This is a genomic window from Bradyrhizobium sp. B124, from assembly GCF_038967635.1.
In the GTDB taxonomy this organism is placed as follows: domain Bacteria; phylum Pseudomonadota; class Alphaproteobacteria; order Rhizobiales; family Xanthobacteraceae; genus Bradyrhizobium.
Genome location: NZ_CP152413.1, coordinates 1,091,337 through 1,116,866, shown reverse-complemented (window position 1 = coordinate 1,116,866; position 25,530 = coordinate 1,091,337). Strand labels below are relative to the sequence as shown.

Annotated in this window: 21 protein-coding genes and 2 tRNA genes; 17 read left to right on the top strand and 6 right to left on the bottom strand. The window is 65.4% G+C overall.

Annotated elements, in window-relative coordinates; genetic code table 11:
- Positions 1 to 17 precede the first annotated feature (17 nt).
- From AAFG13_RS05115 to AAFG13_RS05100, 4 genes are all read left to right on the top strand, one after another.
- Positions 18 to 3,146, top strand: a complete 3,129-nt coding sequence (locus AAFG13_RS05115; protein WP_342711320.1) for an efflux RND transporter permease subunit — start codon at positions 18 to 20, stop codon at positions 3,144 to 3,146.
- Positions 3,143 to 6,247, top strand: coding sequence for an efflux RND transporter permease subunit (locus tag AAFG13_RS05110; protein ID WP_342711319.1), 3,105 nt, complete (start codon positions 3,143 to 3,145; stop codon positions 6,245 to 6,247). The genes AAFG13_RS05115 and AAFG13_RS05110 overlap by 4 nt, the downstream gene beginning before the upstream one ends.
- 37 nt (positions 6,248 to 6,284) lie before the next feature.
- Positions 6,285 to 7,010, top strand: coding sequence for a tRNA-uridine aminocarboxypropyltransferase (locus AAFG13_RS05105; RefSeq protein WP_342711318.1), 726 nt, complete (start codon positions 6,285 to 6,287; stop codon positions 7,008 to 7,010).
- A gap of 55 nt (positions 7,011 to 7,065) precedes the next feature.
- Positions 7,066 to 7,139: transfer RNA gene (locus AAFG13_RS05100), tRNA-Cys, on the top strand.
- A 43-nt stretch (positions 7,140 to 7,182) separates the two neighbouring features.
- On the opposite strand, the gene AAFG13_RS05095 is transcribed toward AAFG13_RS05100, so the two are convergent.
- Both AAFG13_RS05095 and AAFG13_RS05090 read right to left on the bottom strand, forming a co-directional pair.
- Entirely contained in the window at positions 7,183 to 7,365 is a 183-nt protein-coding gene (locus tag AAFG13_RS05095) for a hypothetical protein (RefSeq protein ID WP_342711317.1), read from the bottom strand.
- 341 nt (positions 7,366 to 7,706) lie between these two features.
- Entirely contained in the window at positions 7,707 to 8,366 is a 660-nt protein-coding gene (locus tag AAFG13_RS05090; protein WP_342711316.1) for a TetR family transcriptional regulator, read from the bottom strand.
- A 92-nt stretch (positions 8,367 to 8,458) separates the two neighbouring features.
- Between AAFG13_RS05090 and AAFG13_RS05085 the strand changes: the two genes are divergently transcribed.
- From AAFG13_RS05085 to AAFG13_RS05055, 7 genes are all read left to right on the top strand, one after another.
- Complete coding sequence (locus tag AAFG13_RS05085) at positions 8,459 to 8,944, top strand: anthrone oxygenase family protein (RefSeq protein ID WP_342711315.1); 486 nt, start codon at positions 8,459 to 8,461, stop codon at positions 8,942 to 8,944.
- 346 nt (positions 8,945 to 9,290) lie between these two features.
- Positions 9,291 to 9,365: transfer RNA gene (locus AAFG13_RS05080), tRNA-Asn, on the top strand.
- Between the two features lie 133 nt (positions 9,366 to 9,498).
- Positions 9,499 to 9,678, top strand: a complete 180-nt coding sequence (locus tag AAFG13_RS05075) for a hypothetical protein (RefSeq protein ID WP_212314524.1) — start codon at positions 9,499 to 9,501, stop codon at positions 9,676 to 9,678.
- A 135-nt stretch (positions 9,679 to 9,813) separates the two neighbouring features.
- Positions 9,814 to 10,479 (top strand): protein-L-isoaspartate O-methyltransferase, encoded by a 666-nt coding sequence (locus tag AAFG13_RS05070; RefSeq protein ID WP_212314523.1) that lies wholly within the window; start codon positions 9,814 to 9,816, stop codon positions 10,477 to 10,479.
- 215 nt (positions 10,480 to 10,694) lie between these two features.
- Positions 10,695 to 12,077, top strand: a complete 1,383-nt coding sequence (locus AAFG13_RS05065) for a TolC family outer membrane protein (RefSeq protein WP_342711314.1) — start codon at positions 10,695 to 10,697, stop codon at positions 12,075 to 12,077.
- 330 nt (positions 12,078 to 12,407) lie between these two features.
- The gene (locus tag AAFG13_RS05060; protein WP_212314519.1) at positions 12,408 to 13,157 is read left to right on the top strand and encodes a DUF2497 domain-containing protein; all 750 of its coding nucleotides are present in this window, start codon (positions 12,408 to 12,410) and stop codon (positions 13,155 to 13,157) included.
- Between the two features lie 233 nt (positions 13,158 to 13,390).
- Entirely contained in the window at positions 13,391 to 16,258 is a 2,868-nt protein-coding gene (locus tag AAFG13_RS05055) for a valine--tRNA ligase (RefSeq protein WP_342711313.1), read from the top strand.
- 18 nt (positions 16,259 to 16,276) lie between these two features.
- On the opposite strand, the gene AAFG13_RS05050 is transcribed toward AAFG13_RS05055, so the two are convergent.
- Positions 16,277 to 16,882 (bottom strand): DNA-3-methyladenine glycosylase, encoded by a 606-nt coding sequence (locus tag AAFG13_RS05050; protein ID WP_342711312.1) that lies wholly within the window; start codon positions 16,880 to 16,882, stop codon positions 16,277 to 16,279.
- A 132-nt stretch (positions 16,883 to 17,014) separates the two neighbouring features.
- On the opposite strand from AAFG13_RS05050, the gene lipA reads away from it, so the two are divergent.
- The 3 genes from lipA to AAFG13_RS05035 all read left to right on the top strand — a co-directional run bounded on the left by lipA (position 17,015) and on the right by AAFG13_RS05035 (position 19,070).
- Complete coding sequence (gene lipA, locus AAFG13_RS05045; protein WP_342711311.1) at positions 17,015 to 17,974, top strand: lipoyl synthase; 960 nt, start codon at positions 17,015 to 17,017, stop codon at positions 17,972 to 17,974.
- Between the two features lie 89 nt (positions 17,975 to 18,063).
- A complete protein-coding gene (locus AAFG13_RS05040) occupies positions 18,064 to 18,603 on the top strand; it encodes a DNA topology modulation protein (RefSeq protein WP_342711310.1) in 540 nt (179 codons plus the stop codon).
- A complete protein-coding gene (locus AAFG13_RS05035) occupies positions 18,603 to 19,070 on the top strand; it encodes an SRPBCC family protein (protein WP_212314510.1) in 468 nt (155 codons plus the stop codon). The genes AAFG13_RS05040 and AAFG13_RS05035 overlap by 1 nt, the downstream gene beginning before the upstream one ends.
- A 73-nt stretch (positions 19,071 to 19,143) precedes the next feature.
- On the opposite strand, the gene AAFG13_RS05030 is transcribed toward AAFG13_RS05035, so the two are convergent.
- The 3 genes from AAFG13_RS05030 to AAFG13_RS05020 form a co-directional block, all read right to left on the bottom strand.
- A complete protein-coding gene (locus tag AAFG13_RS05030; protein ID WP_212314508.1) occupies positions 19,144 to 19,530 on the bottom strand; it encodes a BA14K family protein in 387 nt (128 codons plus the stop codon).
- Positions 19,531 to 19,701: 171 nt separating this feature from the next.
- Positions 19,702 to 20,301 carry a CinA family protein gene (locus AAFG13_RS05025; protein WP_342711309.1) on the bottom strand — a complete coding sequence of 200 codons (600 nt, stop codon included), beginning with the start codon at positions 20,299 to 20,301 and terminating at the stop codon, positions 19,702 to 19,704.
- A gap of 1 nt (position 20,302) precedes the next feature.
- On the bottom strand, positions 20,303 to 21,514 hold the full coding sequence (locus tag AAFG13_RS05020) for a bifunctional 2-C-methyl-D-erythritol 4-phosphate cytidylyltransferase/2-C-methyl-D-erythritol 2,4-cyclodiphosphate synthase (RefSeq protein WP_342711308.1): 1,212 nt from the start codon (positions 21,512 to 21,514) through the stop codon (positions 20,303 to 20,305).
- A gap of 285 nt (positions 21,515 to 21,799) precedes the next feature.
- Here AAFG13_RS05020 and dusB point away from each other — a divergent pair, with 285 nt between their 5' ends.
- Genes dusB through ntrC form a run of 3 tightly spaced genes read left to right on the top strand, consistent with a single transcriptional unit; the run spans position 21,800 to position 25,416 of the window.
- Entirely contained in the window at positions 21,800 to 22,801 is a 1,002-nt protein-coding gene (dusB, locus tag AAFG13_RS05015) for a tRNA dihydrouridine synthase DusB (RefSeq protein ID WP_342711307.1), read from the top strand.
- Positions 22,798 to 23,964 carry a nitrogen regulation protein NR(II) gene (locus tag AAFG13_RS05010; protein WP_092114488.1) on the top strand — a complete coding sequence of 389 codons (1,167 nt, stop codon included), beginning with the start codon at positions 22,798 to 22,800 and terminating at the stop codon, positions 23,962 to 23,964. Before dusB ends, AAFG13_RS05010 begins: the two co-directional genes overlap by 4 nt.
- Before the next feature lie 9 nt (positions 23,965 to 23,973).
- A complete protein-coding gene (gene ntrC / locus AAFG13_RS05005; protein ID WP_029084144.1) occupies positions 23,974 to 25,416 on the top strand; it encodes a nitrogen regulation protein NR(I) in 1,443 nt (480 codons plus the stop codon).
- Positions 25,417 to 25,530: the final 114 nt, after the last annotated feature.

Genomic DNA, 25,530 nt, shown 5'->3' with positions numbered 1-25,530 from the left:
ACAGCGAGCACGCAACCATGAGCGTCTCCGAACCGTTCATCCGCCGGCCGATCGCCACCTCGCTGCTCGGCATCGCCCTGATGATCGGCGGCGCGCTGGGCTATTGGGCATTGCCGGTCTCGGCGCTGCCGCAGGTCGACTTCCCGACCGTACAGGTGACGACGCAACTGCCGGGCGCGAGCCCCGACGTGGTGGCCTCGCTGATCACGGCGCCGCTGGAGCGGCAGCTCGGGCAGATTCCGTCGCTGTCGTCGATGAACTCGACCAGCTCGTTCGGCGTCAGCCAGATCTCGCTACAGTTCGACCTCAACCGCGATATCGACGGCGCCACCCAAGACGTCCAGGCCGCGATCAACGCCGCCGCCGGCATTCTGCCGAAGACGCTGCCGTACCCGCCGGTCTACGCCAAGGTGAACCCGGCGGACGCGCCTGTCATGACCCTGGCGCTGACCTCGGACACGATCTCGCTGCGGGCGATGAGCGATCTTGCCGATACCATCCTCGGACAACGGCTGAGCCAGATTTCCGGCGTCGGCCGGGTCTCGATCCTCGGCGGATTGAAGCCCGCGGTGCGCGTGCAGGCCGACCTGGCGCGGCTTGCGGCCTATGGCATCGCGATGGAGGATCTGCGCAACGCGATCGCCGGCGCCAACGTGTCGGGGCCGAAGGGCTCGCTTGACGGCGCCCAGCAGTCCTACACCATCGCCGCCAACGACCAGATCGCCGCCGCCGCCGCCTACCGGCCGATCATCATCGCCTATCGCAACGGCTCGCCGGTCACGATCGGCGACGTCGCGCAGATCGTCGACGGGCTCGAGAACGATCGCACCGGCGGCTGGTACCAGGGCACGCCGGCTGTCATCATCGATATCCAGCGCCAGCCCGGCGCCAACGTCATCGACGTCGTCAAGCAGATCCGCGGCGAAATCCCGCGGCTGCAGCGGGCCGTTCCGGCCGGCGTCAAGCTGACCATCGTCTCCGACCGTACCGTCACGATACGTGCTTCGGTCCACGACGTGCAGTTCACGCTGATCCTGAGCGTGGTGCTGGTAACGCTGGTGGTGCTGTTGTTCCTGCGGTCGCTGCGCGCGACCCTGATCGCCGGCGTCGCGCTGCCGCTGTCGCTGATCACGAGCTTCGGCGTCATGTATTTCGCCGGCTTCAGCCTCGACAATCTGTCGCTGATGGCGCTGACCATCGGAACCGGTTTCGTGGTCGACGACGCCATCGTGATGATCGAGAACATCGTCCGTCACATGGAAGGCGGCGAGACGGTGATGGAGGCCTCGCTGAAGGGCGCCAGCGAGATCGGCTTCACCGTGATCTCGCTGACGGTGTCGCTGATCGCGGTGTTCATCCCGCTGTTGTTCATGTCCGGCCTGGTCGGCCGCATGTTCCGCGAATTCGCGCTGACCCTGACGATCGCGGTCGTGACTTCGGCGATCGTCTCGCTGACGCTGACGCCGATGATGTGCTCGCGGCTGCTCAAGAACATCCACGAGGAGATGGCGGTCCCGGGCCTTGCCGCGGTCAGCCGCTTCATCGACCGCATGGTGGAGTTCTACCATCGCACGCTGCTCTGGGTGCTGCAGCGCCAGCGCGCAACGCTGCTGGTGACATTCGCGACCATCGCGCTGACGCTCATCATGTATGTGCTGGCGCCGAAGGGCTTCCTGCCGCTGCAGGACACGTCCTCGATCACGGCGGTGACCGAGGCCGGCCCCGACGTCTCGTTCGCCGAGATGCAGCGGCGCCAGAGCGCGGTCGCCGACCTCATCAAGGCCGACTCCGACGTGGTCGGCGTGGTCTCGGTGATCGGTGCGGGCTCGGTCAATCCGACCACCAATGTCGGCCGCCTGGTGATGACGCTGAAGCCGCTCGACCAACGGCGTGACGGCGTCGTCAAGGTGATCGAGCGGCTGAAGCAGAAGATCGCGACGGTCCCCGGCATGACCCTCTACTTCCAACCGGTGCAGGACGTGCAGATCTCGACCCAGTCGAGCCGCTCGCAATACCAGTACACGCTGACCGCGACCGATGCCGCCGAGGTCTCGCAATGGTCGCAGAAGCTCGTCGCCGAGATGCGGCGCGATCCGATCTTCCGCGATGTCTCGTCGGAGGCGCAGGATGGCGGCCTGCGTGCGGCGCTCGACATCAACCGCCAGCGCGCCGGCCAGCTCGGCGTCAGTCTACAGGGCGTCACCGACACGTTGAACGACGCCTTCGCGCAGCGGCAGATCTCGACGATCTACGGCCAGGCCAACCAGTACCGCGTGGTGCTCGAGGCGTTGCCGATGTATCAGCGCGATCCCTCGATCCTCGACAAGCTCTATCTGCCCGGCGCCAACGGCGCGCAGGTGCCGCTGTCGGCGGTCGCGACGCTGGTCCGCACCACGGCGCCGCTTGCGATCTCGCACCAGGCGCAATTCCCGTCGGTCTCGCTCAGCTTCAACCTGGCGCCCGGCGAGGCGCTCGGCGACGCCGTCGAGGCGGTGAAGGCGATCGAGACCCGGATCGGCATGCCCGGCAGCATCGTCGGCATCTATTCCGGCGACGCCGCCGAATTCGCGCGCTCGCTGGCCGGACAGCCCTGGCTCATCCTGGCCGCGATCATCACGATCTACATCGTGCTCGGCGTGCTCTACGAGAGCTACATCCACCCGATCACGATCCTCTCGACGCTGCCCTCGGCCGGCGTCGGCGCCATCCTGGCGTTGATGCTGTGCGGGCAGGACCTCTCGGTGATCGGCCTGATCGGCATCATCCTGCTGATGGGCATCGTCAAGAAGAACGCGATCATGATGATCGACTTCGCACTGGAGGCCGAGCGGCATCAGGGCATGTCGTCCTATGACGCCATCGTGCAGGCCTGCCTGTTGCGGTTCCGGCCGATCATGATGACGACGCTGGCGGCGCTGTTCGGCGCGCTGCCACTCGCGATCGAAAGCGGCACCGGCGCCGAGCTGCGTTTCCCGCTCGGCATCTCGATCATCGGCGGTCTGCTGCTGAGCCAGATGCTGACGCTCTACACCACACCGGTGATCTATCTCGCGCTCGACCGGCTCAACCGCCGGATCGAGCGGGCCGTGCCTGAGCCCGGTCCCAGCGGCCCGCCGATCGCGGGCGCCACCGAGGGCATGCAGTGATCTCGATCTCCGAGCCCTTCATCCGTCGGCCGGTGGGCACCACCTTGCTGGCGATCGGGCTGTTCCTGGTCGGGATCGTCGCCTACGAGTTTCTGCCGGTGTCGTCGGTCCCGAATGTCGACTTCCCGACCATTCGGGTGTCGGCGTCGCGGCCCGGCGCCGATCCCTCGGTGATGGCTGCGACTGTCGCGGCACCGCTGGAGCGCAAGCTCGGCACCATTTCGGGCGTCGACCAGATCACCTCGACGAGTTCGCTCGGCACCACCAGCATCCAGGTGCAGTTCTCGATCGGCCGCAACATCGACCGCGCCGCGCGCGACGTGCAGGCCGCGATCAATGCCTCGCTCGCCGATCTGCCGAGCGACCTGCCGTCGCTGCCCAAGTTCCGCAAGGCCAATCCGGCCGCGGCACCCGTGTTCGTGCTGGCGCTGACCTCGAAGACGATCTCGACCAGCGCGATGTACGACGTCGCCGACACCGTGCTGGCGCAGCGCATCTCGCAGGTGCCGGGGGTCGGCGAGGTGACGGTCAGCGGCGCCGACCAACCGGCGGTGCGCATCGCGCTCAATCCGGTGTCGCTGGCCAATGCCGGGATCGCGACCGACGACGTCCGGCTCGCGATCATCAATGCCAATCCGCTCGGCCCCGTCGGCATCTTCAATGGCGACCGGCTGAGCGAGACGCTTTCGATCAACAAGCAGATGCGCACTGCGGCCGAGTTCCGCGACATCGTCATCAAGAGTTCGAATGGCAATTTCGTCCGCCTCTCGGATGTCGCAGAGGTCGAGGATTCCGTCCGCAATTCGCGCTCGATCGCCTGGTTCAACAAGCAGCCGGCGGTGCTGATCCAGATCACCAAGCAGGGCGACGCCAACGTCATCGACACCGTCGACGGCGTTCGCAGGATGTTGCCGGAACTGAAGCAGTGGATCCCGGCCGGTGTCGAGATCTCGACCCTGGTCGATCGCACCGGAACGATCCGCGCCAGCGTCGAGGACATGCAGTTCACGCTGCTGGCGACCGCCGTGCTCGTGATGGTCGTGGTGTTCGTATTCCTGCGCAGGATCGTACCGACGATCGCCGCCGGCGTCTCGGTGCCGCTGGCGCTGGCCGGCACCTGCGCCGGGATGTGGCTCGCCGGCTTCTCGATCGACAATCTGTCGCTGATGGCGCTCGCGATCTCCGTCGGCTTCGTGGTCGACGACGCAATCGTGATGATCGAGAACATGTACCGCAATCTCGAGCAGGGCATGGCGCCATATCCGGCCGCGGTCGAGGGCGCCAAGCAGATCGGCTTCACGGTGCTGTCGATCTCGCTGTCGCTGATCGCGGCCTTCACGCCGCTGATCTTCATGGACGGGATCGTCGGCCGCCTGCTGCGCGAGTTCTCGCTGACCCTGACGTTTGCCATCATCGTGTCGACCCTGGTGTCGGTGACGATCACGCCGATGATCTGCGCGCACTACATCAAGGAGGTGACCTCGGATCGTGCCACTTGGTACGATCGCGTCATCGAGGGCACGCTGTCGCGCGTCGTGGCGTTCTATGCGTCGACCCTGCGGATCGTGCTCGGCTATCCCTTCCTGACCCTGGTGGTGTTCTTCGCCACCGTCGCGCTGACGGTGGTGCTGTACGTCAAGACGCCGAAGGCCTATTTCCCGACCGACGACAGCGGCTTCGTGATCGGGGCGACCCGCGCTTCCGCCGATATCTCGTTCCAATCGATGCTCGGTCTGCAGCAGCGGCTCGCCGACATCGTGATGGCCGACCCCGCGGTCGCCGGCATCGGTTCGTCGGTCGGCTCCGGCGGCGGCCCGGGCGGTGCCACCTCCAATCGCGGCACCATGTTCATCAGCCTGAAGCCGCCCGAGGAGCGGGGAGGTCTGTCGACCGCGCAGGTGATCGACCGGCTGCGCCGCAACCTGTTCATGGTGCCGGGCATCCGCCTGTTCATGTTCGCCGCCCAGGACATCCGCACCGGCGGCCGGCAGAGCGATTCCGACTACCAGTACACGCTCGCCTCGACCGATCTCGATCTGTTGCAGAAATGGGCGCCGCTCGTCGCCAAGCGCATGGAGACGGTGGAGGGCATCACCGATGTCTCCGCCGACCGCGATCCCGGCGGCTTGCAGCTCAACCTCGTGATCGACCGCAAGATCGCCTCCAGCCTCGGCGTCCGCGTGCAGGACATCGACAACGCGCTCAACAACGCGTTCTCGCAACGGCAGATCTCGTACATCTACACCCAGCGCAACCAGTACGTGGTGGTGCTCGAGATCGATCCGAAATTCCAGAGCGACCCGTCGAATCTCGAGCGGATCTATGTCGCCGGCGCCAACGACGTGCAGGTGCCGCTGTCGGCGCTCGTGCACTACCAGCGCGGACTGTCGGCGCTCGCGGTCTATCACTCCGGCGGCTTTCCCTCGACCACGGTGTCGTTCAACCTGCTGCCGGACGTGCCGCTCGAGGTCGCCACCACGAACATCCAGCAGGCGGTCGACGAGCTGCACATGCCCGAGGGCATTCGCGGCAGCTTCGACGGCAATGCCGGCGACTTCAACAAGACCAGCGGGCGGCAGCCGCTACTGATCCTCGGCGCGCTGGTCGCGATGTATATCGTGCTCGGCGTGCTCTATGAGAGCCTGGCGCATCCGATCACGATCATCTCGACCTTGCCGTCGGCCGGCCTCGGCGCCTTGCTGGCGCTGCAGGTGACCAACACGCCGCTGACCGTGATCGCCTTTGTCGGCATCATCCTGCTGATCGGCATCGTCAAGAAGAACGGCATCATGATGGTCGACTTCGCGCTCGAGGCCGAGCGGCATCAGGGCCTGTCGTCACGGGATGCGATCTTCGAGGCCTGCCGGGCGCGCTTCCGCCCGATCCTGATGACGACCATGGCCGCGCTGTTCGCCGGCATTCCGCTGGTGATTGCGACCGGCCCGGGCACCGAGCTGCGGCGGCCGCTCGGCATCACCATCATCGGCGGCCTGTTCGTGTCGCAGATCCTGACACTCTACACCACGCCGGTGATCTATCTCTTGATCGACCGGTTGCGCCGGCGCCCGGCGCCGTCAGGCGTGCACGCGCCGGCGGAATAGGTTGGATTGAACGGCTCGGCACGCGTATAGCGGAGCGATGTCCGAACCGACCGAAGCAAAGACCGAACTTGCCACCGAGATCCCGGAGTGTCCGCATTGCGGCAAGCCGGTGCCGCTGTGTATCTGCGACAGCGTCACGCCGATCAAGAGCCGGATCCAGCTCCTGATCCTGCAGCACCCGCAGGAGCAGGACAGGGCGCTCGGCACGGCGCGGCTCACCGCGCGGCACTTTGAGAATGCGGTCGTCCGGATCGGGCTGTCCTGGCCGAGCCTCTCCAAGGCGCTCGGCCGACCGGTGGCCGATCCGTCGCGCTGGGCGGTGCTCTATCTCGGTTCGGCCAAGGTCGAGGATCTCGATACCGACGCCGAGATCGTCGCGATCAACCGCAAGGGCGAGCCGGAGCCGCACCAGCGCGCGGTCCTCTCCGACATCGAGGGCATCGTACTGCTCGACGGCACCTGGAGCCAGGCCAAGGCGCTGTGGTGGCGCAACGCCTGGATGCTGAAGTGCCAGCGGGTGATTCTCGGGCCGAAACGGCCCTCGCTGTACGGTAAGCTGCGCCGGGAACCGCGGCGCGACGGCCTGTCCACCATCGAGGCGGCCGCGATCCTGCTGGCAGGGCTGGAAAAGCGGCCGGATATCGCCACAACGTTAACTGATAGTTTCGAGCGGATGCTGGCGAGATTCCGGGAAGTGCAGGCCGAAATGCCGGAATTGGCGCCAAAACCGAAGAAGCGGGACTTCCGGAAGCGCCGACGTTAGCTGTCCGGCTTGGTTGCCTATCGCAAAGAGGGCGTATATGAAGTGCGCCGCAAGGGGCCACGTGGCGGAGTGGTTACGCAACGGTCTGCAAAACCGTGTACACCAGTTCAATTCTGGTCGTGGCCTCCACTCATCTCATCAATGGCTTGCAGCCGACAAATGAGAAGTCGCATTAGCTTGTGGCGTACCAGCCTTCAGGAAACGGAATTAGCGGCCACGGCGCCTGGTTGTCATTCGCCGCGCGCGGCGGCGGCTGAATGCGGGGCGACGGTTGGGCCACGAAATCCTCCTGAGCAATAGGCGCGATCGCCGTTCGCACGGCGTCCAGCAGCAGATCAAATTCGACTTCGCTCATCGCGCTCTCCGAGGTTCGAGAGCGCCATGGTCGCAAAACTGTCTTCGGTCCTGATTGAGCGATTCGTTCGAATTTTATGAAAAGAACGATGGCGCCCGCTTTGGTAAATAAATGTCTGACGACCCCTCGGGGAACCTAGGTCGGCAAGGCCGCACCTCGTGTGAGACAAATCACATCTAGCGAAAAACTCTTCCCGGACTTCCCGGCAATATTCATAGCCGTCAAATATCGCAGGAATTTTAGGGAGACGTGACAGTGAAGGCCCGAACGGCGTAGATCGTCTGCGCCTGCTGTCTATCGCATCAGTGCCGGGGAAATTCCCGACATCGGCGCGGTCGCGGTCATGCCAGTCCGGCGAGGTCTCCCGGCAGCATGGTCTTGAATTGCGTCAGCACCTGCCGGGCTTTCCGCGGCGGCAGCGTGATCGCGTGACGCACGGCGGCCGCGATCAGCGTCATCGTCAGTCCCGAGAAGGTGGCGAGGCTGGCGGCCGGTAAGGTGGGCGCAACCCGCCTGACCGCGTCGGACAACAGGCCGGAGAGCACGGCCATGTCGTCCGCATCGAGCTTCTGCAGGGCGCGGTCGGCCTGCGTCGCCTGCCAGATGTCGCGCATCACAGGCTGGCGTATAAACATCTCGTAGTAACTGTCGACGATCCGGCATAGCGCCGGGTGCAGGTCGCGCGCGGACGAGACCGCGGCCAGATCACGCCTGACGCAATCGCGCCCGATGGCGTTATGCCGTTCCGCCAGCGTGCCGATGATCGCGGCCTTGTCGGGGAAATATTGATAGAGCGAGCCGAATGCGACGCCGCTGCGTTCGACGATGTCGCTCATGCGGAAGGCCTCGCTGCCTTTCTCCGCCATGATCTCGGTCGCGCAGGCGAGGATGCGCTCGAACCGCTCGCGGCTGCGCTGTTGCGTCGGAGCAAGCCGCGCCAGCCCGGGCAGGGGGGCTTCCGCCCCGGGCGCGGCCCCTGCGACTGCCTTTCGTCTCGCCATCTGTCTCCTCCGCAATGGGGGTTGACGTCTTAAATACGAGAGTTTATCGCATCTTACAAATGCGAGTACTTCTCGCTTTTGGAGGTAGAGCGATGCGCAATGTGCTGACCTCGGGCTTGCTGTGGTTTTCCGCGCTCGGTTGCGGCCTGCTTGCCGGGGTCTATTTCACGTTCTCGGCGTTCGTCATGACCGCGCTCGGCCGCATCGACCAGGCCGCCGGCGTCTCGGCGATGAACGCGATCAATGTCGACATCGTGCGCTCGCTGTTCATGCCGGTCTTCCTCGGCACTACGCTGTCTTGCGCCGGGCTCGTCGTGCTCGGCGGGTTGCGATGGCAGGAGCCGGGCGCGCTTGCGATGATCTGCGGCGGCGGCCTCTATGTCGTCGGGATGTTCGTCGTCACGGTCGTCTTCAACGTGCCGCTGAACGATCAGCTTGCGGCCACAGACCCCGCGAGCACCGCGGCCGCGCCGGTCTGGGCGCACTACCTGACCGACTGGACCTTCTGGAACCACGCGCGGACCATCGCCTCGCTTGCGGCGACGGCGCTGCTGATTGCCGCCATCGCTGCGCGATAGAGCGCTTCCGAGCGAAGCTTCACATTTTGTGCACGATTTTTACTCGTGCCGCACGACCACCTCGTTCATCGCGGAATGAGGTCAGAGGCGGGGCGGGCCCGCGGAAGAATCAGCGGCGCGGCGAAATGGCCGCGCCCGGCGGTGTTTGACGGTGTTTCCTTGCGCCCGCGGCGCCGATAACGGCACAGCCGGGACAGGCCTGCATCGCCCTGGAACGCCGGCAAAGCCTTGCAACGCAGAGGTTTACCGTGCCCCGCTAAAGTTTCGCCGGAGGCCCATTTGGTTCTTTGCAAGGCCGAAAGGCTTTGTTATACGCTGCCCGCTCGCGAACGTTTTGTTCGCCTATTCCTCGGTAGCTCAGCGGTAGAGCATTCGACTGTTAATCGAATGGTCGCTGGTTCGAATCCAGCCCGGGGAGCCAGTTTTGGCCCCATCAAGACCCCTTCAACGCCCATCACAAGCCTGTGGTCCGCTACGGACAGACAAAAAACGTCGTCAAATCGACTCAATAACCGTCAACACTTCGTCCTGCCGGGTCTTGAGAGGTGATTTTGATGGCCATTAACCTGATCGACCTGTCGATGCTGCAGCCGACGCTTGTTCCGAGCGATGCTCCCGACATCAGTGACGATGAGTGTGTCCGCCGGCTCGCGAGGGCCGTCGAGGAGCATGATTCCGAGCATCTCGATGAAGTGGTCCGCCTGATCGGCCGGCTTGCCGTCACGATCGAATAGAGCGCACCACGGCGCGCATTTTGAGAGCGGGTTTTGCACGCCAACGGCGTGTTGCGTTTTGGCGGAGCTTGTTCCAAAAGATGGCCCTGTTCTAGCTTCTCCAGCGGCAATGCCGCGACTTGCAGGGTCCCGCCAATGACCGGTTTTTCAACCGCGCGCCAGTACATGGTGGATGGTCAGGTGCGTCCGAGCGACGTGACCGACGATCGTATTCTCGAAGCCATGCTGACCGTGCCGCGCGAGGTGTTCGTGCCGGCCGGCAAGCAGGCGCTGGCCTATCTGGACCTCGATCTCGACGTGACCGAGGGCGGCACGGCCAGGCGCTGCCTGATCACGCCGGCGTTGCTCGCCAGGATGCTGCAAGCCGCCGAGATCAAGGCGACCGACCGCGTCCTGGTCGTCGGCTGCGCGACTGGCTACGCCGCCGCCATCGTGGCGCGTTTTGCCGGCGAGGTCAGCGCAACCGAAAGCGATCCGGCGCTCGCCGCAAAGGCCTCCGCAGCGTTCGCCCAGCTCGGCATCCAGAATGTGACCGTCAAGACCGCAGCCGCCGCCGACGGTGATGCCGCCGGCGCGCCGTATGACGTCATTGTTCTCAACGGTGCGACCGAGGTTATCCCGACCGGGCTGTTCGGCCAGCTCAAGGAGGGGGGCCGGCTGGTCGGGGTGTTCGGCCTGACGCCGCCGCCGCGTGCCACCCTCGTGACTCACTCCCACGGGGATTTCGGCCATCGCGAGCTGTTCGACGCCACGGCCCCTGTGCTGCCCGGATTCGAGCGGGTTCCGGCGTTCGTCTTCTGACCGCTACCGCGCTGCGCTAGCTGATAAAATCCCGTTCTGAATCAGAAGTGTGGCCCGTTTGCCCCACGTGAAGAGTTTCCACCACGTTCCGTTGCGGGGTAGTTCCGTTGCCCTTAGCTGCGGACTAAGGTGAGGCGGGACTCACTTCGTCTGAAGCGACCGCCGGAACTGACTTGCGTGTGGAGACGGCGACTACAATGATTGGATTACCGGGGATGCGTGGGGTGAAGCTTATCACCGCGGCTGCGACTGCCGTCCTTCTGTTGGCGGAGATGGGCCCCGTGCCTGCGCTCGCCGATACTATCGAGGCCGCGCTGGTGCGGTCCTACCAGAACAATCCCCAGCTGAATGCGCAGCGCGCGCTGGTGAGGGCGACTGACGAAAACGTTCCCCAGGCGCTCTCGGGCTATCGTCCGAAAGCCGCGCTGACCGTGAGCGGCGGATATCAATATAGCGACCAGCAGCCGACGGGCATCAAAGACTCGATTCACGGCACCCAAAATCCCGCCAGCGCGGGGCTGACGGTGAACCAGTCGCTGTACAACGCGCAGACCCCGCACAAGGTGCGCGCGGCCGAAAGCCAGGTGTCGTCGGCACGCGAAGGTCTGCGCGTGCTCGAGCAGACCGTCATCCTGAGCGCCGCCACCATCTACATGGATTATTTGCGCGACGCGGCGATCGTCGAGGTCCAGCGCAGCAACACGCGCGTGCTGGAGCAGACGCTGAAGCAGACCCAGGATCGCTTCAACGTAGGTGAGGTAACGCGGACGGACGTCGCACAATCCGAGGCGCAACTTGCGGCCGGCAAGACGCAGCAGCTCACCGCAGAATCGAACCTGACGACCACGCGGTCGAACTTCCGCCGCATCATCGGCAACGAACCGCAGAATCTTGCGCCCGGCTCGCCGGTCGATCGCTTCCTGCCGACGACGCTTGCGGCCGCCGTCGAGCTCAGCCTGACCCAGAATCCAAACGTCACGTCCGCGATGTACGGCGTCGACGTCAACTTCCTGCAGACCAAGGTTGCCGAAGGCGCGCTGTTGCCGACGGTCGGGTTGCAGGCGTCGGTGACCGAAGGCTACCAGCAACAATTGTCGGTGAACCGCCTCTTCAATGCGGCAGCGCAGGTTCAGGTGTCGGTGCCGATCTATCAGGGCGGCGCTGAATACTCGCTGATCCGGCAGTCGAAGGAATCACTGGCGCAGCAGCGTCTGGTCCTGGAACAGACCAGGGATCAGGCGCGCGCCAACGTCGTCACCGCTTGGGGCCAGCTGGTCGCCGGCAAGTCGCAGGTCGCGTCGGCGCAGGCGCAGGTGACCGCGTCCGAAATCGCGCTGAACGGCGTGCGCGAAGAGGCCAAGGCCGGCCAACGCACCACGCTGGACGTGCTCAACGCGCAGCAAGCGCTGGTCAATGCGCGCAACGCACTCGTCACCGCGCAACACGACCGCGTCGTTGCATCCTACAACGTGCTGAGCGCGATTGGCCGGCTGTCACCGCAGGTGATGGGCCTTTCGACCAACGTCTATGATGCCAGCGTGCATTACCAGCAGGTGCGCGACAACTGGGCCGGCGTACGCACGCCCGACGGCCGCTAAACACCTTCACGTCAACATCGCTTGTCGCGCCATGTTTGTGGTTCTGAGTTAATCAGGACCACAGACTGGCGCGTTTGCTTGCAATCGATAATTGGCCTGACATACCGTTTTGTCGGGCAGCAAGGCGATTCGCGCCGGCGTTGCGTGATGGCAGGTGCGACGCCACCTGTGATGACGCTGCATTGGGCGACACGAAGCTTGCACAAAGCCTCGGGCGGGCTTGATCTGGGGACAAGTCGGGCGGGAGCAATGAAAATCTCCGCCCGCTTCATCGGAACCGGCGAATCCTCTCGGGCTTGATGTAAAATAAGTTTCGATGTGGAGTTGGAGATGACGCAACCTGCGAAGGTCCAAGAGCCCTCGATGGAGGAGATTCTGGCGTCGATCCGTCGCATCATTGCCGACGACGAGGCGAAGCCGGCCGCGGCCGAGAAACCTGCGGCCGCCGCTGCGCCGCCGCCGAAGGTTGAATCGCCGCCACCAGCAGCCAAGCCCGCGATGAAGAGCCCGCCGCCCGCAGCGCCCCCGGCCGCGAAGCCCGCCGCGTCAGCGCCGAAATCACCGCCACCCGCGCCGGCGCCGGCCAGCAACAATCAGGACGACATCGACTCGCTGCTCGCCAGCCTCGACGAGGCGACGCCCGCGTCCGAGATCAGGCCGTCGCCGCAGCCCGAAGCCCAGCCCGAAGCCGACGTATTCGAGCTCACCGACGACATGGCGCTGCCGGAGCCGGCGGCCACGCCGTCGTTCCGCAAGGTCGAGCCCCAGGACGACGTCGAGTTCACGGAAGCCCGCACACGGGCGCCGGAGCCCATGCGAGAACCGGTTCGAGAGCGAGAACCGCCGGCAATCGAAACCGCGCCGATGCAGCAGATCATCTCGGGAACCACGATGCGGGCGGTCGAATCCGCCTTCAACTCGCTGGCCAACACCGTACTGAGCAACAATGCTCGGACGCTGGAGGATCTGGTCAAGGAGATGCTGCGGCCGATGCTGAAGTCCTGGCTGGACGACAATCTGCCGGGGCTGGTCGAGCGGATCGTCAAGGCCGAGATCGAGCGGGTCTCCCGCGGGCGGTAGCTGGTGCCGCAGGGGCTTGGCAGCCCTCATTCAGCCCCCAAATGCCCCAGAGTTTCGGTTCTGATAGGATCAGACCCGAAACTCAAGTTCCCTTTTTGACGCGTTTTCTTCACGCGAAACGGTGTCCGCTTCGCTCGAAAACGCTCTCATTGCCGTTTTGACGTGCCGGTCCGGTTGACTCGGTGCGTTCTGGCGGCTTTCTACCCTTTCCCCATGGTCCACAGCGCATTGTCATGATCGAGAAAAACTACCAGCCTGCCGATATCGAGCTCCGGATGGCCCAGCTCTGGGAGGAGAGCGGCGCATTCAAGGCCGGCCGGCCCGAGCGCAAGGACGCCCCGCCTTTCACCATCGTGATCCCGCCGCCGAACGTGACCGGCTCGCTGCACATGGGCCACGCGCTCAACAACACGCTGCAGGACATCCTGTGCCGGTTCGAGCGGATGCGCGGCCGTGACGTGCTGTGGCAGCCCGGCACCGACCATGCCGGCATCGCTACCCAGATGGTGGTCGAGCGTCAGCTGATGGAACGGCAGGAGCCGGGCCGACGCGACATGGGCCGCGCCAAATTCCTCGAGCGGGTCTGGCAGTGGAAGGCCGAGAGCGGCGGCACCATCGTCAACCAGCTCAAGCGCCTCGGCGCCTCCTGCGACTGGTCGCGCGAGCGCTTCACCATGGACGAGGGCCTGTCGCGTGCCGTCGTCAAGGTGTTCGTCGAGCTGCACCGCCAGGGCCTGATCTACAAGGACAAGCGCCTGGTCAATTGGGACCCGAAGCTGCTCACCGCGATCTCCGATCTCGAAGTGCAGCAGGTCGAGGTCAGGGGCCATCTCTGGTACCTGCGCTATCCGATCGAAGGCCGCAGCTTCAGCCCCGAGGATCCCAAATCGTTCATCGTGGTCGCGACCACGCGTCCGGAGACGATGCTCGGCGACACCGCGGTCGCGGTGCATCCGGACGATGAGCGCTACACCGATCTGGTCGGCCAGCATGTCATCCTGCCGCTGGTCGGCCGCAAGATTCCGATCGTCGCCGACGACTATTCCGATCCGGAGAAGGGCTCGGGCGCGGTCAAGGTGACGCCGGCGCACGACTTCAACGATTTTGAGATCGGCAAGCGCCATGGCCTGCCGCAGATCAGCGTGCTGGACCAGGAAGGCTGCCTGAATCTCACCGGCAACGAGGACTATCTGCGCGGCCTGCCGGCGGGCGCCGACGAATTCGCCGCGGAGTTTCACGGCATCGAGCGCTTCGCCGCGCGCAAGAAGATCGTCGCAAGGCTGGAGGAGTTCGGTTTCCTCGAGCGGATCGAGCCCAACACCCACATGGTGCCGCATGGCGACCGCTCCAATGTCGTGATCGAGCCGTACCTCACCGACCAGTGGTATGTCGACGCCAAGACGCTGGCGCAGCCGGCGATGGCGGCGGTGCGCTCGGGCGAGACTACGTTCGTGCCGAAGAACTGGGAAAAGACCTATTTCGAGTGGATGGAGAACATCCAGCCCTGGTGCATCTCACGCCAGCTCTGGTGGGGCCATCAGATCCCGGCATGGTACGGGCCCGACGGCAAGGTGTTCGTCGCCGAGACCGAGGAAGAGGCGGTCGGCAACGCGCTCGGCTACTACGTCGAGCAGGAAGTCATCACGCCGGAGCAGGGCCACGACATGGCGGTCGACCCCGCCAAGCGCGAGGGCTTCATCACGCGTGACGAGGACGTGCTCGACACCTGGTTCTCCTCGGCGCTGTGGCCGTTCTCGACGCTGGGCTGGCCGGACGACACGCCGGAGGTCGCGCGCTACTACCCGACCAACACGCTGGTCACGGGCTTCGACATCATCTTCTTCTGGGTCGCCCGCATGATGATGATGGGCCTCCACTTCATGAAGGAGGTGCCGTTCTCGACCGTCTATATCCACCGTCTCGTCCGTGACGAGAAGGGCGCCAAGATGTCGAAGTCGAAGGGCAACGTTATCGACCCGCTCGGCGTGATCGACGATTTCGGCGCCGACGCGCTGCGCTTCGCGTTGACCCGCGAGGCGGCGCAGGGCCATGACATCCGCCTGTCGCCGCATCTGGTCGAGACCAACCGCAACTTCGCGACCAAGTTCTGGAACGCCTGCCGCTTCGCCGAAATGAACGAGTGCGTGAAGCCGGACGGTTTCGATCCGAAGAGCGCCAAGGAGACCTTGAACCGCTGGATCGCGCACGAAACTTCGCGCGTCACCCGCGAGGTGACCGAGACGATCGAGGATCATCGCTTCAACGACGCGGCCGGCGCGATCTACCGCTTCGTCTGGAACGTGTTCTGCGACTGGTATCTCGAGCTCGCAAAGCCGGTGCTGATGGGCGAGGAGGGCGCAGCCAAGGCCGAGACTCGCGCCATGATCGCCTGGACCCGCGACGAGATCCTCAAGCTGCTGCATCCGTTCATGCCCTTCATCACCGAAGAGCTGTGGGCCGTGACCGCGAAGCGCGACGGTCTGTTGGTGCTGGCGCCCTGGCCGCGCAAGTCGGGCGTGACCGGCGAGCAGCTGGCGGCGATCGCAACGGCGGGGCCGATTGTCGATCCGATCATTCCGCCGGTCATTGCCGCGCTCGACGCGGACGAGTTCAGCGATCCCGCAGCCGAGGCCGAGATCGGCTGGGTGGTCGATCTCGTCACCACGATGCGGTCGGTGAAGGCGGAAATGAACATCCCGCCGTCGACGCTGACACCGCTGGTGATCGTGACCACCTCCGACGAGACGCGCGACCGCGCGCAGCGCTGGAACGACACCATCAAGCGCCTCGCGCGATTGTCCGAGATTTCCTTCGCGAACGCCGCGCCGGAAGGCGCCATGCAGCTGCTAGTGCGCGGCGAAGTCGTCGCGCTGCCGCTGAAGGGCGTGATCGATCTTGCGGCCGAACGGGCGCGGCTGGAGAAGGAACTCGGCAAGGCCGACGCCGACATCAAGCGGGTCGACGCAAAGCTCTCCAACGAGAAGTTCGTCGCCAACGCGCCGGAAGAGCTCGTCGAGGAAGAGAAAGAGAAGCGCGCGGCAGCAACGGAGCGCCGGGCCAAGATCCTCGAGGCGATCGAGCTGCTGAAGCGGGCGTCATAGCGGACAACGCTGTAACGCTCAGAACCGCTTGCTGAGGAATTTCGATCCCTTCAGCCCGTAGCGCCAGGGCAGGTCGACGGCCTTGGTGATGCCGATCCGCAATCCGGTGACGATGTCGGGCGGCTCTAGCCGCGCGTGGAGCGCGATCGGCGGACGGTCGAGCGGCAGTTCGCTGTGCGCGATCGTGATGCCGAGCGCCTCGCAGAGCTTGCCGGGCCCCGAGCACAAAGCACGCTCATCCTCCAGCCCGCGCCGCCGGCGCATCGCGGCGAGCCCATGGGTCGGCTCGAGCGCGCGGATCAGCACGGCGCTGGCCGAGCCCGGCGCTTCGCAGACGAAGTTGACGCACCAATGGATGCCGTAGGAGCGGTAGACATAGCAGAAGCCCGGCGGGCCGAACATGATCTGGTTGCGCGGGGTCGGTCCGTTGAACGAGTGGGCCGCCGGCTCGGTGTGATGGTAGGCCTCGACCTCGGTGATGATGCCGCCGACGCCGCCGACCAGGAAGGTCGCGCCGATCAGGTTGGGCGCGACCTCATGGACGCTGCGATCGAAGAAGGCGCGTTTCAGAGCTTTGCCGAGGCGCGGCGCGGTCGCACGGGTCGATCGGGGTTTTTGAGCCATTTTGAGGTGGGAATCGGCGTGGAACGGACCGCAAGACTGCCAACATATGGGCTGATCTGCTAGGGTCGCAGGGCGGGTTGCGAGCCGCGTCAACACCGATTAGCTATGGCTTCTCGCGACTTGCAGGCACAAATGGTCACCATCGTCGACACCATCTCCACCACTCAGCTCCGCCCGCGCCACCCCGAAAAGGTGAACCGGCCGGATGCCGTGTCGCCGCCGAAGCCGGACTGGATCCGTGTCCGCGCGCCGAACACGCGCGGCTATGCCGATACGCGGCGGATCGTGAAGGAGAACGGCCTCGTCACGGTGTGCGAGGAGGCGGGCTGTCCCAACATCGGCGAATGCTGGGACAAGAAGCACGCCACCTTCATGATCATGGGTGACACGTGCACCCGCGCCTGCGCGTTCTGCAACGTCAAGACCGGCATGCCCGGCGCGCTCGATGCCCATGAGCCCGAATACGTCGCTGAGGCGGTCTCGAAGCTGGGTCTGACCCATGTCGTGATCACATCGGTGGATCGCGACGATCTCGCCGACGGTGGCGCCGAGCACTTTGCAGAGACCATCCGCGCCATCCGCGCGCGCTGCCCGACCACCACGATCGAGATCCTGACGCCGGACTTCCTGCGCAAGGACGGCGCGCTCGAGCGCGTGGTCGCGGCCAAGCCCGACGTCTTCAATCACAATCTGGAAACCGTGCCGTCGCGCTATCTGACGGTCCGTCCCGGCGCGCGCTATTTCCATTCGATCCGGCTGCTGCAGCGGGTCAAGGAGATGGACCCGACCATCTTCACCAAGTCGGGCATCATGGTCGGCCTCGGCGAGGAGCGGCACGAGGTGCTGCAGGTGATGGACGACCTGCGCTCGGCCGAGGTCGATTTCCTGACCATCGGCCAGTATTTGCAGCCGACGCGCAAGCATCACGCCGTGCTGCGCTACGTGACGCCGGACGAATTCGCGGGCTACGAGCGTGTCGCCTATACCAAGGGTTTTCTGATGGTGTCGGCGAGTCCGCTGACGCGCTCGTCGCATCATGCCGGCGAGGATTTTGCGAAGCTGCAGGCGGCGCGCACGGCTCGCGGCCGCTAGATTTTGTAAACGGCAGGAGGCCGGCGTCGCCACGCGCCATTGCCTGATCGAGCCTCGACCGAATCTTGACCGAATCTTGGACGGGACCAATGCAACGCGTGCTGGTGATGGGATCGTCGGGGTCCGGCAAATCGACCTTTGCGCGACGGCTCTCCGCCATGACGGGCATTCCGACCGTATCGATCGACGCGCTGTTCTGGAAGCCGGGCTGGGTCGAGTCCGACAAGGATGAATTCGAGCGCCGCATGGTCGAGGTCACGCAAGCGCCGCGCTGGATCATGGATGGGAACTACATGAAGAGCGGTGCAGGTGAACTGCGCCGGCAACTCTCCGATACGATCATCTGGTTCGACCTGCCGCGGCTGACCTGCATGCTCGGAATCCTGGGCCGGATAGCCGGCAGCTATGGCCAGGTTCGCCCCGAGATGGCGGAGGGATGCCCGGAGAAGATCGATCTCGAATTCTTCCGGTATGTCTGGACCTATCGCCAGCAGCAGCGGCCGAAGCTGGTCGAATATTTTTCGGGCTTGCGCGCCGGTCAATCGCTGGTCTGCTTCACCGATCGGACCCAGGCGGACGACTATCTGAAGCGTCTCGCACGCCAGCAAAACCGTGCGAGTATCCACTGATGCCACGATTCTCAAGCAAGCGGCGGGTCCGCCACACCGCACCTCAAATGTTCGATTTGGTCGCCGACGTCGAGCGCTATCCGGAATTCGTCCCGCTGTGCCAGGCGCTCAAGGTCCGCCAGCGGACGCCCAAGGACGACGGCACCGAGGTCGTGGTGGCCGACATGACCGTCTCGTTCAAGCTGGTCCGCGAAACCTTCACCAGCAGGGTGACGCTCGATCGGCCCAACCTGAAGATTCTGGTCGAATATCTGCGCGGCCCGTTCAGCAATCTGGAGAACCGCTGGAGCTTCGAGCCGAAGTCGGAGACCGAATGCGATGTCGGCTTCTTCCTGAACTACGAATTCAAGAGCCGGATGCTGGCGATGCTGATGGGCTCGATGTTCGATGCCGCATTCTCGCGCTTTGCCGCCGCGTTCGAGAAGCGGGCGGACCAAGTCTACGGCAAGCCTCAGCTGTCAACGTAGCGAAGCCGTCTCGTTGCATCCCCGGAACGCAAATGCCCGGCGCAAGGCCGGGCATGACGGATGATGCGTGGACTTACGGGCAGGAACGACGCACGCCGCCGGACGCGATGTAGGTGCCCGAAGCCGGGTCGTAGGTGCGGAAGCGCTGGGAGCAATAGGCGTCGTTGTTGGCCTTGGCCTGGCTCGCCGCGATGGCGCCGCCGATGATCGCGCCGGCTGCAAGCCCGCCGATGATCGCAGCACCGTTTCCACCACCGCCATGGCGATGACCGTAGTAGCCACCGCGGTAACCGTGACGCGGGCCGCCATGCCAGTGACGATACTGCACCTGCTCGACGGAGATCGGCTGGTCCTGCAATCGCGCGGGCGCGAGCGGTGCGGCGAACGAGGGGGCAATAGTTGAAAGCGTCATGGCGCCTGAGGTGATTGCGGCCACGACCAAAGTGCCCAACTTCATCATTTTCTCCTTGTTGTGGGATTATGCTGTTTGGACAAAAAATTCAAACAGCAGAGTTGGAACAATAGAAAACGGCGAAGCGACGTCGCAGTTCCACCTGAGATAGCGGCACTGGGTCGCAGTTGACACAGGGGTGTGTGAGGTTGGCCTTCGCGCGATGCGACTTGCGTAGGCCTATCCGCGTGGCGGCCGCCGGCGCTTCGCGGCATGGCTTCGCGGCGACCGGGCCACGCGCGGCCGCAATCGGCTGGCAGCCTCGCGGCGCGGCTTTGCGGCCTGCGGCGGCCGCGCGAGCTCGATCAGCATGCGGAGCGCCTCGACCACCGAGCGCTGCCGCACCGTGCTGCGGCCGATCGCGCCAAATCGTTGCTCCCGATGAACGATACGGCCGTCGCGCGCGGCGACGGCGAAGTGCACCAGGCCGACCGGCTTGCCCGGCGTCGCGCCGCCGGGGCCCGCGATCCCGGTGATCGAGACCGCAAGGTCGACGCCGGCCTTTTCCAGTGCGCCGATCGCCATCGCGGTCGCGGTTTCCTTGCTCACCGCGCCGAACGTCTCCAGCGTTGCCGCCTTGACGCCGAGCATCGCCCGCTTGGCCTCGTTCGAATAGGTGACGAAGCCGCGGTCGATCACGTCGGAAGAGCCGGGGATATCGGTGAGCGCGCCCGCGACCAGGCCCCCGGTGCAGGACTCGGCGGTCGCGATGGTCAGCTTGCGCATCCGGCACAGGTCGAGCAGCGCGCGGGAGAGGGCACGAGCGTCGCTGCCGCCCATGTCAGGCACCCCAGCCTTTTTCGTCCCAACCTTTATCGTCCCAAGGCAGGCGGACCGTGGCGCTCGCGGTCGCCGCGATGCCTTCCTCGCGGCCGGTGAAGCCGAGCCGCTCGCTGGTGGTGGCCTTGACCGCCACGCGCGAGATGTGGACGCCGGAGATCTCCGCGATCTTCGCCCGCATGGTGTCGCGCAGCGGGCCGATCTTCGGCCGCTCGCAGATCAGCGTCACCTCGAGATTGGCGATCCGCCCGCCGCGCGCGGTGACGCGCTCAACGGCATATTTCAGGAACTGGTCGGAGGAGGCGCCCTTCCACTTGGCGTCGCTCGGCGGGAAGTGCGAGCCGATGTCGCCGTCGGCCAGCGCGCCGAGGATCGCGTCGACCAGCGCATGCAGCCCGACATCGCCGTCGGAATGGGCCAGGAATCCCTTCGTGTGCGGCACGCGGACGCCGCAGATCATGACATGGTCGCCGTCGCCAAAGGCGTGCACGTCGTAACCGGTGCCGGTCCTGATGTCGCCGAGCTGGCTTGCGAGCCGCGCTTCCTCGCGCACGAAATCTTCGGGGGTGGTGAGTTTCATGTTGGCAGCATCGCCTTCAAACGTCGCAACGGTCAATCCCGCCCATTCAGCCAGCGCGGCATCGTCGGTGAAATCGCTGCGGCCCTCGCGCGCGGCACGACGATGCGCCTCCAATATTACGTCGAAACGAAATGCCTGGGGCGTCTGCGCGATCCGCAAGCGGGCGCGCTCCGGCGTCGCCTCGACATCGCCGGCATCGCCGGTGACCTTGATCGTGTCGGTGACGGGAATCACGGGGATCGCAGCGCCGGTCCGGCCGGCCGCGGCGATCGCGCGCGAGATCACGGCCGCGGTGACGAAGGGGCGCGCGGCATCGTGGATCAGCACGATATCGGGCTTCGCGCTCGCGAGCGCCTCGAGCCCGGCATGGACCGAGGCCTGCCGGGTCGCGCCGCCCGGCGTCGGCGGTTGATGGCGGAGGCCAGCCACCGCTTCATCGAACAGCGCGGCATCATCGGGATTGACCACCGGCTGCACCACAAACACGTCGGGGTGTCCGGAGAACGCCTCCATGGCGCGGTAGATCACCGTCTGTCCGCCGATCGTCCGGTACTGCTTTGGTCCGCCTGCGCCGGCGCGCAGTCCACGGCCGGCTGCGACAAGGATGGCTGCGGTACGCTCAGGCTTCGACATGTTGTACCAGTGACAGACGAATCGGGGATGAGGGGAGCGGCGGGGACCGCCGCGCACAGCCCTTAGCATGACCGCTGCGCAAAAACAGAGCGTTTGCCGATGACTGTGGGAAAAGCAGATTTTGTTGCAGTGCACTTGCACAGGTGCTAGGAATGTCTAAACCGTAGGCATGAGCCTTGACTGCACAAGAATTGTGCGCAGAATAGATGGCGTCGGCTGCAATGGCGTGGCTGACAGAACGACGAGACGGCTGTGACCGGCGTGCAAAGTACTCCTCGTAACCCATTGAAGATAGGCGATATTGCTGTCGCCAACCGGGTTCTCCTCGCGCCCATGTCCGGCATCACCGACGCGCCCTTCCGGCGACTCGCCGCCACCTTGGGCGCCGGGCTGGTGGTCTCCGAGATGACCGCCAGCGACGATCTGGTGAACGGCAAGCCAATGTCGAAGCTGCGTTGTGAGGCAGCCGGGATCGGGCCGCATGTGGTTCAGCTCGCCGGCTGCGAGACCTATTGGATGGCGGAGGGCGCGCGGATCGCCGAGGGCGCCGGCGCCGACATCATCGATATCAACATGGGCTGCCCGGCACGCCATGTGACCGGCGGCCAGTCCGGCTCGGCCCTGATGCGCGACCTCGACCACGCGGTGACGCTGATCGAGGCGACGCTGTCTGCGGTCAAGGTGCCGGTGACGCTGAAGATGCGACTCGGCTGGGACGATCGCTCGCTCAATGCGCCCGAACTGGCGCGCCGCGCCGAGGCATCAGGTGTGCAGATGATCACCGTGCATGGCCGCACCCGCTGCCAGTTCTACAAGGGCGAGGCCAACTGGAACGCGGTGCGCGCGGTCAAGGACGCCGTCACGATCCCGGTCGTGGTCAACGGCGACATCACCTCGTTCGACAGGGCGGTCGGCGCGCTGGAGATGTCGGGCGCCGACGCCGTCATGATCGGGCGCGGCGCGCAGGGCCAGCCCTGGCTGCCCGGCCAGATCGGTCGCCGGCTCGAGACCGGGGTCGCCGAGGCTGCGCCGTCGCTCGCCGAGCAACTCAAGCATGTTCGCGCGCTCTATGACGAGGTCTGCAGCCACTATGGCCTGCGTATCGGGCTCAGGCATGCGCGCAAGCATCTCGGCTGGGCGCTGGAGACTGCTGCGGCCTATAGCTGCGCGCCGGCGGCAACGTTGAAGACCTGGCGGCAGGCAATCCTGACCTCGGAGCAGCCGTCCAGCGTGCATCGCGCGCTCGAGGACGCCTATGACGACTTTGCCTGGAGTGCTGCCGCATGACGTCAGCCATGGAATTTCGCCGACCCGTGCCCACCGACGGCGAGGCCATCCTCAACGCGCTGCCCAATCCGGTGCTGCTGGTCGCACCCGACGGACGGATCGTCGATGCCAACATCGCCGCCGAATCTTTCTTCGAGATCTCGACGCAGTTCTTGCGCCGGCAGTCGCTGAAGGAGCTGGTGCCGTTCGGCAGTCCGCTGCTCGCGCTGATCGAGCAGGTGCGGGCGAGCGGTTCGCCGGTCAACGAATACAAGGTCGATCTCGGCACGCCGCGGATCGGCGGCGATCGTCAGGTCGACCTGCACGTCGCGCCGCTGACCGAGCGGCCCGGACATATCGTGGTGATGCTGCAGGAGCGCACCATCGCCGACAAGATGGATCGCCAGCTCACCCATCGCAGCGCGGCGCGCTCGGTGATCGCGCTGGCCGCGATGCTTGCCCATGAGATCAAGAATCCGCTGTCCGGCATCCGCGGCGCCGCGCAGCTCCTCGAGCAGCAGGCTTCCTCGGAGGATCGGCTGCTGACGCGGCTGATCTGCGACGAGGCAGACCGCATCGTGACGCTGGTCGACCGCATGGAAGTGTTCGGCGACGACCGTCCGGTGGCGCGCGGCCCGGTCAACATCCATTCGGTGCTCGACCATGTGAAGCGCCTCGCGCAATCGGGCTTCGCCCGCAACGTCCGTTTCATCGAGGACTATGATCCGTCGCTTCCGCCGGTGCTGGCCAACCAGGACCAGTTGATCCAGGTCTTCCTCAACCTCGTGAAGAACGCCGCCGAAGCGGTTGCCGATCTCGGCACCGATGCGGAGATCCACCTCACCACGGCGTTCCGGCCTGGTGTGCGGCTGTCAGTGCCCGGCAAGAAATCGCGGGTCTCGCTGCCGCTGGAATTCTGCGTCAAGGACAACGGCTCAGGCGTGCCGGAAGACCTGTTGCCGAACCTGTTCGATCCCTTCGTCACCACCAAGCAGACCGGCAGCGGACTCGGCCTCGCGCTGGTCGCCAAGATCGTCGGCGATCACGGCGGCATCATCGAATGCGAGTCGCAGCCGCGTAAGACCACCTTCCGCGTGCTGATGCCGATGTACAGCGCCGCCAAGCAACACGATCACAGCAACCGCGATGACGTTCCGGGTACGTCCTCGCCTGCCTCACGATGAGGAACAACAATGCCTGCAGGTAGCATACTTGTCGCTGACGACGACACCGCCATCCGGACCGTCCTGAACCAGGCGCTGTCGCGCGCCGGCTATGAGGTGCGCCTGACCGGTAACGCCGCCACGCTGTGGCGCTGGGTCAGCCAGGGCGAGGGCGATCTCGTCATCACCGACGTGGTGATGCCCGACGAGAACGCGTTCGATCTGCTGCCGCGGATCAAGAAGATGCGGCCGAACCTGCCTGTCATCGTGATGAGCGCGCAGAACACCTTCATGACGGCGATCCGCGCCTCCGAGCGCGGCGCCTACGAATATCTGCCGAAGCCGTTCGACCTGAAGGAGCTGATCACCATCGTCGGCCGCGCGCTGGCCGAGCCGAAGGAGCGGGTCTCCAGTCCCGCCGACGACGGCGAGTTCGACTCGATCCCGCTGGTCGGCCGCTCGCCGGCGATGCAGGAGATCTACCGCGTGCTGGCGCGGCTGATGCAGACCGATCTGACCGTGATGATCTCGGGCGAGTCAGGCACCGGCAAGGAGCTCGTGGCGCGCGCGCTGCACGACTACGGCCGGCGCCGCAACGGCCCGTTCGTCGCGGTCAACATGGCGGCGATCCCGCGCGATCTCATCGAGTCCGAATTGTTCGGCCATGAGCGCGGCGCCTTCACTGGCGCCAACACCCGCGCCTCCGGCCGCTTCGAGCAAGCCGAGGGCGGCACGCTGTTCCTCGACGAGATCGGCGACATGCCGATGGAGGCGCAGACCCGTCTGCTCCGCGTGCTGCAGCAGGGCGAGTACACCACCGTCGGCGGCCGCACCCCGATCAAGACCGACGTGCGCATCGTCGCGGCCTCCAACAAGGATCTGCGCATCCTGATCCAGCAGGGCCTGTTCCGCGAGGATCTGTTCTTCCGCCTCAACGTGGTGCCGCTGCGGCTGCCGCCGCTGCGCGAGCGCATCGAGGATCTGCCCGACCTGATCCGGCACTTCTTCTCGCTCGCCGAGAAGGACGGCCTGCCGCCGAAGAAGCTCGACACCCAGGCGCTGGAGCGGCTGAAGCAGCACCGCTGGCCGGGTAACGTCCGCGAGCTGGAAAATCTCGCCCGGCGGCTCGCCGCGCTCTATCCGCAGGACGTCATCACCGCTTCTGTCATCGACGGCGAGCTGGCGCCGCCGGCCGTCACCTCGGGCAGCACCGCGACCGTCGGCGTCGACAATCTCGGCGGGGCCGTGGAGGCCTATCTGTCCTCGCACTTCTCCGGCTTCCCGAACGGGGTGCCGCCGCCGGGCCTCTACCACCGCATCCTCAAGGAGATCGAGATCCCGCTCCTGACCGCTGCGCTGGCGGCGACCCGCGGCAACCAGATCCGGGCCGCCGACCTGCTCGGATTGAACCGCAACACGCTGCGCAAGAAGATCCGCGACCTCGATATCCAGGTCTACCGGAGCGGCGGCTAGGGCTGAGACGGGGCGGGGCGCGAGCCTCGCAACCGTTTTTGAGTAGTCACAAATGGTTTTGAGGGACACGGCGCCGCACCGCGGTTTGCGCCGCGGAAATGTCGCAATTCGGCA

What these genes read in the sequence shown, in the direction of transcription:
- AAFG13_RS05085 (WP_342711315.1), top strand. Translation starts at nt 8,459, where the DNA reads ATGCGCAATGTGCTGACCTCGGGCTTGCTGTGGTTTTCCGCGCTCGGT.
- ntrC (WP_029084144.1), top strand. Translation starts at nt 23,974, where the DNA reads ATGCCTGCAGGTAGCATACTTGTCGCTGACGACGACACCGCCATCCGG.
- AAFG13_RS05095 (WP_342711317.1), bottom strand. Translation starts at nt 7,365, where the DNA reads ATGAGCGAAGTCGAATTTGATCTGCTGCTGGACGCCGTGCGAACGGCG.
- AAFG13_RS05090 (WP_342711316.1), bottom strand. Translation starts at nt 8,366, where the DNA reads ATGGCGAGACGAAAGGCAGTCGCAGGGGCCGCGCCCGGGGCGGAAGCC.
- AAFG13_RS05105 (WP_342711318.1), top strand. Translation starts at nt 6,285, where the DNA reads ATGTCCGAACCGACCGAAGCAAAGACCGAACTTGCCACCGAGATCCCG.
- AAFG13_RS05050 (WP_342711312.1), bottom strand. Translation starts at nt 16,882, where the DNA reads ATGGCTCAAAAACCCCGATCGACCCGTGCGACCGCGCCGCGCCTCGGC.
- AAFG13_RS05065 (WP_342711314.1), top strand. Translation starts at nt 10,695, where the DNA reads ATGCGTGGGGTGAAGCTTATCACCGCGGCTGCGACTGCCGTCCTTCTG.
- AAFG13_RS05010 (WP_092114488.1), top strand. Translation starts at nt 22,798, where the DNA reads ATGACGTCAGCCATGGAATTTCGCCGACCCGTGCCCACCGACGGCGAG.
- AAFG13_RS05115 (WP_342711320.1), top strand. Translation starts at nt 18, where the DNA reads ATGAGCGTCTCCGAACCGTTCATCCGCCGGCCGATCGCCACCTCGCTG.
- AAFG13_RS05055 (WP_342711313.1), top strand. Translation starts at nt 13,391, where the DNA reads ATGATCGAGAAAAACTACCAGCCTGCCGATATCGAGCTCCGGATGGCC.
- AAFG13_RS05035 (WP_212314510.1), top strand. Translation starts at nt 18,603, where the DNA reads ATGCCACGATTCTCAAGCAAGCGGCGGGTCCGCCACACCGCACCTCAA.
- AAFG13_RS05070 (WP_212314523.1), top strand. Translation starts at nt 9,814, where the DNA reads ATGACCGGTTTTTCAACCGCGCGCCAGTACATGGTGGATGGTCAGGTG.
- AAFG13_RS05060 (WP_212314519.1), top strand. Translation starts at nt 12,408, where the DNA reads ATGACGCAACCTGCGAAGGTCCAAGAGCCCTCGATGGAGGAGATTCTG.
- AAFG13_RS05020 (WP_342711308.1), bottom strand. Translation starts at nt 21,514, where the DNA reads ATGTCGAAGCCTGAGCGTACCGCAGCCATCCTTGTCGCAGCCGGCCGT.
- AAFG13_RS05030 (WP_212314508.1), bottom strand. Translation starts at nt 19,530, where the DNA reads ATGATGAAGTTGGGCACTTTGGTCGTGGCCGCAATCACCTCAGGCGCC.
- AAFG13_RS05040 (WP_342711310.1), top strand. Translation starts at nt 18,064, where the DNA reads ATGCAACGCGTGCTGGTGATGGGATCGTCGGGGTCCGGCAAATCGACC.
- AAFG13_RS05075 (WP_212314524.1), top strand. Translation starts at nt 9,499, where the DNA reads ATGGCCATTAACCTGATCGACCTGTCGATGCTGCAGCCGACGCTTGTT.
- lipA (WP_342711311.1), top strand. Translation starts at nt 17,015, where the DNA reads ATGGTCACCATCGTCGACACCATCTCCACCACTCAGCTCCGCCCGCGC.
- AAFG13_RS05025 (WP_342711309.1), bottom strand. Translation starts at nt 20,301, where the DNA reads ATGGGCGGCAGCGACGCTCGTGCCCTCTCCCGCGCGCTGCTCGACCTG.